This is a genomic window from Luteibacter sp. NPDC104163 (assembly GCF_055584245.1).
This window is the reverse complement of sequence record NZ_JBVJMK010000003.1, coordinates 341394-348382: the sequence shown is the minus strand read 5'-3', so window position 1 is coordinate 348382 and position 6989 is coordinate 341394. Positions and strand designations below refer to the sequence as shown.

Genomic DNA, 6989 nt, shown 5'->3' with positions numbered 1-6989 from the left:
GCCCACCCTCGAGGCGAGTTCCGCACAAGAGAGCTGTGGGAGCGCGCTTGCGCGCGAATGGGGCTGGCCGAACACCCGAATCGCGCGCAAGCGCGCTCCCACAGGACCTGTCTGAGCAGCGAGGGTGGGCACCCAGGCCTCTTTCCGGAGACGTCCGAGCGCGAGGCGGCGTCAGCCGCTAGGAACATGCATTCGCGTCAGCGAATGAACCGATTACATGGCGCGAAGCGGAACGCGAGCCAACCCCGGAAGATCGAATGCCCTGATTATCATTGATCGCAGGAAAAGCCGAATGCCGACGTATGAAAAAAACGTCAAGCATTCGACAAATTGTCATTCTGTGATGCTAGCCTATTGATTATCTCAGGGCAGGGATATCCCGCGTAACACAGGGTTTGCCGCGGCGGGCGGCGCTACACAGGACTTATTGCGCTCGGTATGCGTACCGAGCGCTTAGCTGTGTCTGGAGAAAACGTTTTTTCTTGCGCAGGCGTAATAAAAAACGGACGCCTTATTAATCGCAATTAATCACGTCATTAGAAACATTTTTCGAATTACCCGTTACCAATAACTCGCATCACACCAGGAAACCAGTCGATGAATCGCAATACCCTTTCGGCAGCGATAGCGTTCTCGCTTTGCCTCGTGACCGGCAGTGCCGCCGCCCAGGACAGCCAGGCGCAGCAGACCCAGGCCAGCACGACGACCACGCAACGTTCGAACGTCTCTTCCACGTCGAACACCACCAACGACAACGCCACCCGCCGCGCCGCCGAGCAGATGAGCGAAGTCCAGGTGCGTGCGAACTCGCTGTCGCTGGGCGGTGGGCTGATGTCCATCCAGGACGCGCCGAAAGCGGTCTCGACCATCTCCCGCGATGCCATCAAGCAGGCCGCGCCGGGCGCCACCTTCATCCAGGCGATCGATTCGATCCCGGGCGTGGTCTCGTCGACGGACGACGTGACCGGCACCAACGACGGTAACGTCACCATCCGCGGCTTTCCCATCGACGAAGTCGGCGTGACCGTCAACGGCGCGCCGATCAACGACAGCGGTAACTACAAGATCTACCCGACCGAATACGGTGACACCGAGAACATGGGTGACATCACCGTGCAGCAGGGTTACCCGGACAACGACACGCCGATCTCCGGCGCGGCCGGTGGCTCCATCGCGTGGGTCACGGTCGATCCGTCTCACACCGCGGGCCTGGATTTCAGCCAGTCGCTGGGCCAGAACAGCTACCACCGCACGTTCTTCCGCCTCAACACCAGCGATACCGGCCCGGTGCGCTCGTGGCTCTCGTACTCGAATAACGAGACCGAGCTGTGGCGTGGCCGCGGCAAGGCCAAGATCACCAAGGTCGACGGCAAGTCGGTCTGGACGATCGATGACCGCAATTCGGTGACCTTCTCGGTGCAGTACAACCGCGAAGTGAAGACCAATTACGAAGGCCTGACCAAGGCCCAGGTGGCGCAGCAGTACAAGCAGAGCTACGCCAGCGTCTATACGCCGGGCAGCACCAGCAGCAACTTCTACGCGCTGCACCAGAATCCGTTCCGCAACTACCTGGCCAGTGCCGACGGCGAATTCACCTTCACTGACAGCCTGCGCCTCAGCGTCGTCCCGTACTTCCAGTACGGTGAGGGCGGTGGCGGTTCCGGCAGCACGGTGACCGAGAACCCGCTGGCCAACGGCAACTATTACCACTCGGTCAATTACGACCTGGACGGCGACGGCAAGATCAGCGGCACCAAGCTGGTCAATTCGTACAGCAACTCGATCACCTACCGCCCGGGCATCATCGCCAAGCTGAACCAGGACCTTACCGATAACAACAGCCTGGAATATGGCGTGTGGTGGGAGCGTCCGCGCCAGCAGCAGGATCAGGTCTTCGTGCCGGTCGATCCGCAAACGGGTATCCCGGTCGATACGTGGGCGAAGAACGTGCGCATCGAGTACCCGGACGGCCAGGTGCAGAAGTCGTACATCAACTACACGACGACCAATAACGAAAAGGCGTTCATTACCGACAACTGGACCCCGACCGACAAGCTGACCTTCACCGGCAGCCTGGCTTACATCTGGTCGAAGCGCGACGGCGACGTCTACGAGTACCCGGGTTCGATCGGCTCGATCAGCACGGCGGGCAAGGTCACGTCGACCAATGCCGCCTACGGCACCTCGGTGACGAAGACGTTCCACAAGTTCACCCCGACCGGTGGCGTGAAGTACCAGCTCAACGACCAGAACCAGTTCTACCTGGGCGTCGGCAAGACCTTCCGTGCCCCGATCAATGGCGCGATCCTGTCGAATGCGCTTTACGGCAATGGCACGGCCAAGGCGGCCCCGCTGCCGAACAAGCCGGAGACGTCGGTCACGGGTGATCTTGGCTGGCGCTTCTATGGCGAGAGCATCTCGGCCAGCGTCGATGCCTATGCGTCGAACTTCAACAACAAGCAGGTGAGTGGCTACGACCAGAACACCGGCCTGACCGTGTACACCCAGCTGCCCAAGGTGCACATGCGCGGCCTCAACTCGGAAATCAGCTACAAGCTGGACGAGAACTGGTCGGTCTACGCCAACTACAACTACACCCGCTCGCTGATGCAGGACAACCTGGATTCGCTGGGTGACGGCATCTTCTACACCAAGGGCAAGACCCTGCTGAACGCGCCGAAGAACACCGGCTATGTCGCGGTGAACTTCAAGAACGGTCCGTTCTGGGCCCAGCTGAATGCGAAGTACCAGGGCGCGAGCTGGGGCGACTGGTCGAACACGCAGAAGATCGGCGGTTACACGACGTTGAACCTCAACGCCGGCTGGAACTTCCCGGACTTCTCGCCTTCGTTCCGCAGCCCGTACATCAAGATCAACCTGTTCAACCTGGCTGACCGCAAGGCGTTTACCTACGCCAGCAACGTCGGCGCGTTCCTCGCCAGCAACCCGGACAAGATCAAGGATGCCAACGGCACCACCCTGTTCGCCTCGGCACCGTACTACTCGGTACTGCAGGAGCGGACCTTCATGGTGACCTTCGGCGCGTCGTTCTTCTAAGTCGCAGGCTGCCACGTACGGGTTGACACCTTCGGGTGTCGAAGCGGGCGCCCCTCCCACGGAGGGGCGCCCTTTTTTTTAACGTCAAAGTCTCATGTGACATGAAACATGACAGAGGCCGCAAGGATCGTGGCTGCGAGATTTCACGAGCGTGAAATCTCGCGAAATCATGTACTTATAAGTGCTTGATCGATCTAAATTGTGCCGGGAACGTATAGCTTCCTAGGCAATTTCCTATCGCAACTTGTTACGTCGATGTAATAAACTTCATCTAGTCTTTACGGACCGCTGTCATTCCGCGACCGCTGGGCGATACCGCCGGGTCAGGGGAAAACCGAAGAATCGTTGTTGCCTTCCAGGGGACGGGCGTGTTGCGACGCCTTGTCTTTCCAGCTTTTTTTCTCGCGAAATTGTGAGGTTCGTTACATGCAGAAGCGTATCCGCGCCAAACTCCTGCCGTTGGCCATCGCGTCGCTCATCGCGTCGCCCGCCGCCTTCGCCCAGGAGACGTCGTCGACGATCTCCGGCCGTGTGCTTGATAACGCCGGCCAGCCGGTAGCCAACGCCACCGTCACCATCGTCCACGAGCCGTCGGGCACCACCAAGACGACGACCACGGACGCCAACGGCCGTTACTCGGCCCAGGGCCTGCGCCCGGGTGGTCCGTTCGACGTGACCGCCAGCAAGGACGGTGCGCCGTCCGCCCGTCAGGATCAGGTCTACCTGTCGCTCGGCGCCGATACCGCCGTGAACCTCACCTCCGGCGCCGCCGCGAACGCCGCTGACGCCACCGCGCTCGGCGCCGTGACCGTGTCGGCCGTCTCGGGCCAGTTCTCCTCGGAGAACAAGGGCCTCGGCACCACCATTTCGCAGGCGCAGCTCAAGGCTACGCCGGCTCCCAGCGGCAATATCGCCGATATCGCCCGCCTCGATCCGCGCGTCAACGTCGACCACGGCACCGGCGCCATCTCGGCCAACGGCCAGAACTCGCGCATGAACGCGATCAAGGTCGATGGCCTTGGCGTGGGCGACCCGTTCGGCCTGAACTCGACCGGCATGCCGACCGTCGGCTCGCCGGTGTCGATGGATACGCTCGACTCGTTCAACATCTCGACCGCGAACTACGACGTCGGCTCCGACACGATCGGCGCGGACATCAACGCCGTCACCAAGTCGGGTACCAACGAGTTCCACGGTTCGGTGTACTACGGCTTCAAAAACGCCTCGAGCATGGTCGGCGACGCCGGCTGGATCAACAACGGCCAGGACCGCGAATACACCGAGTTCGACCGTAACTGGAAGGCCGGTGCCACCGTCGGCGGCCCGATCATCAAGGACAAGCTGTTCTTCTTCGCGGGTTATGAGAAGGAAGAAGTGACCGGCCTGAGCTCGGGTGCCGTGAACGGCCTCGATCCGTCGATCCCGAACTCGACCAACAACAAGGTCTCGGCCGCTGACCTGCAGCGCACGATCGACGCCGCCCGCGGCCTGGGCCTCGTCCCGGGTTCACTCGGCGCCAACGGCGGCACGCTGACCGACAAGCGTTACATCGGCAAGATCGACTGGAACATCACCGACGGCCACCGCATGAACCTTGCGTACTCGCGTACCAAGGAAGTGAAGCCCAACCCGCAGGGTAATGGCGCCTCGTCGATCGGCCTGTCCAGCTACTGGTACACCGTCAATTCCGACATCAAGAACTACACCCTGCAGTCGTTCGACGACTGGAATGACGTGTTCTCGTCGGAAACCAAGATCGGCTACAGCGATTACTCGCTGAACCGTTCGGTGGACACGCAGCAGCCGATGGTCACCGTCCGCGTGAACAGCGGCATCGGCAGCGCCCAGGGCACTGGCCCGACGATCAACCTCGGCGAAGACCAGTTCTCGCACTACAACGCGGCCTCGGTGAAGACCCTGAACGCCATGTGGGCCGGCACCCTGTACCTCGACGACCACACCATCAAGGGTGGCTTCGAGTGGGAGCGTAACCGCATCTACAACCTGTTCGGCCGTACGGAGTTCGGCGCTTATACGTTCGGTAACGGCATCGACACCATTGCCAGCGGTCAGTACAGCAACTACTCGCTGTACCAGCCGGCGCCGGGTTACAGCCTGAACGACATCGCCGCCCAGTGGGAACTGCGCCGCCACACGTTCTTCCTGCAGGACACCTGGCAGCCGACGGACAACCTGTCGGTTCAGTTCGGTTTCCGTGTCAACAAGTACCTGACCGACGACAAGCCGCTCTACAACGCCACGTTCCAGCAGAAATACGGCTTCAGCAACGCTGCGACCGTTAACGGCAGCAAGCTCGTCGAGCCGCGCCTGTCGTTCAACTACAACTTCGACAGCGAGTACAAGACCCAGCTGCGTGGTGGCGTTGGCCTGTTCCAGTCCGATCCGCCGACCGTGTGGATGACGAACCCGTACCAGAACAACGGTATCAACATCGTCACGTATTCGTACGATCGCAACGCCGATGGCACCTGCCGTCTCGGTAGCCAGCTCAGCATCGCCTGCCCGACGTTCAGCCCGGATCCGCTGAAGCAGCCGACCAGCGGTGCGGGTACGCAGCCGCAGATGGCCGTCGATACGGTCGACAAGAACTTCAAGCTGCCGAGCGTCTGGAAGTCCTCGATCGCGTTTGATCGCGAACTGCCGTGGATGGGCATCATCGGTAGCATCGAGTACCAGCACCTCGACGTGCAGGACGGTATCTTCTACCAGAACCTCAACATCGGTGGCCCGACCGGCCAGATGCCGGACGGCCGCTTCACGTACTACGGCTGCATCGGTGGTTCCACCCCGATCGGTACGGCTGCTAACTGCGCGACGAGCAATGCAACGGGCGCGGCGCTCAGCACCAACCGCAACCGTTACCGTGCGGATGGCCGCTTCGCCCAGGCCGTCACCTACCTGACCAACACCTCGAAGGGTGGTGCGGACACGGTGACCCTGTCGTTCACCAAGCCGATGGAAAACGGCTGGTCGTGGAGCGTGTCGGCCACCGGCGGCCACGCGACCGAAGTGAACCCGGGTACGTCCAGCCAGGCGTCGTCGAACTACTCGAACAGCGCATGGACCAACCCGAACGAAGACGTGGCTTCCACGGCCAACACCAACATCGCCAAGCGCCTCAACGCTTCGATCACCTGGCAGCACGCGTTCTTCGGCGACTACAACACGACCGTCAGCGCCTTCTACGATGGCCACTCGGGCGTGCCGTATAGCTGGGTGTTCGGTAACGACGCCAATGGTGACTCGTACTCGAAGGACCTGGCCTACATCCCGACCCGTAACGACGGTACGGCCTTCCGCACGGCTAACGGCGCGGCTGCCGCTTCGGACGCCCTGATCAACCAGTTCTTCGACTACATCCAGCACGATCCGAGCCTGCGCAAGAACCAGGGCAAGATCGCGCGTCGTAACGATGCAGTCTCGGCCTGGGTGAACCAGATCGACCTTGGCCTGAGCCAGGAAATCCCGGGCATCTTCAAGGGCAACAAGGGCGAGATCCGCCTCGACATCTACAACTTCCTGAACCTGCTCAACAAGGATTGGGGACAGCAGTCGTATGTCGGCTTCCCGTACACCCGTACGCTGGCCAACTTCGGCGGCGTGGACGCCCAGGGCAACTACATCTACAACCTGCCGACCGACTCGCAGGGCAACTACGCCCCGGGTTCGAAGGCTGTGTACGATGCGCCGACCGACAACAGCGCGACCAAGCTGAATCCGGTCTCGCGTTGGTCGGCCCAGCTGACCGTTCGTTACACGTTCTAAAAAGGGCCTTCGGGCTTTCGAAGAACAAAGAGCCGGCGCCTGGAAGGGCGCCGGCTTTTTTTGTGCGATTCGAGGCGCCACGGACTTGACCCCCGCCCAACCCCCGCGTGATCCTAGGCAGTCCGCTCCTTTTCCGGAGCGGGGTT

At 61.3% G+C, this 6989-nt stretch carries 2 protein-coding genes; both read left to right on the top strand.

The window, feature by feature from the left end; genetic code table 11:
• The first annotated feature begins 597 nt into the window (after positions 1-597).
• Positions 598-3057, top strand: a complete 2460-nt coding sequence (locus tag ACZ6YI_RS06435; protein WP_465777914.1) for a TonB-dependent receptor — start codon at positions 598-600, stop codon at positions 3055-3057.
• Between the two features lie 426 nt (positions 3058-3483).
• Positions 3484-6843 (top strand): TonB-dependent receptor, encoded by a 3360-nt coding sequence (locus ACZ6YI_RS06430; RefSeq protein ID WP_465777913.1) that lies wholly within the window; start codon positions 3484-3486, stop codon positions 6841-6843.
• Positions 6844-6989: the final 146 nt, after the last annotated feature.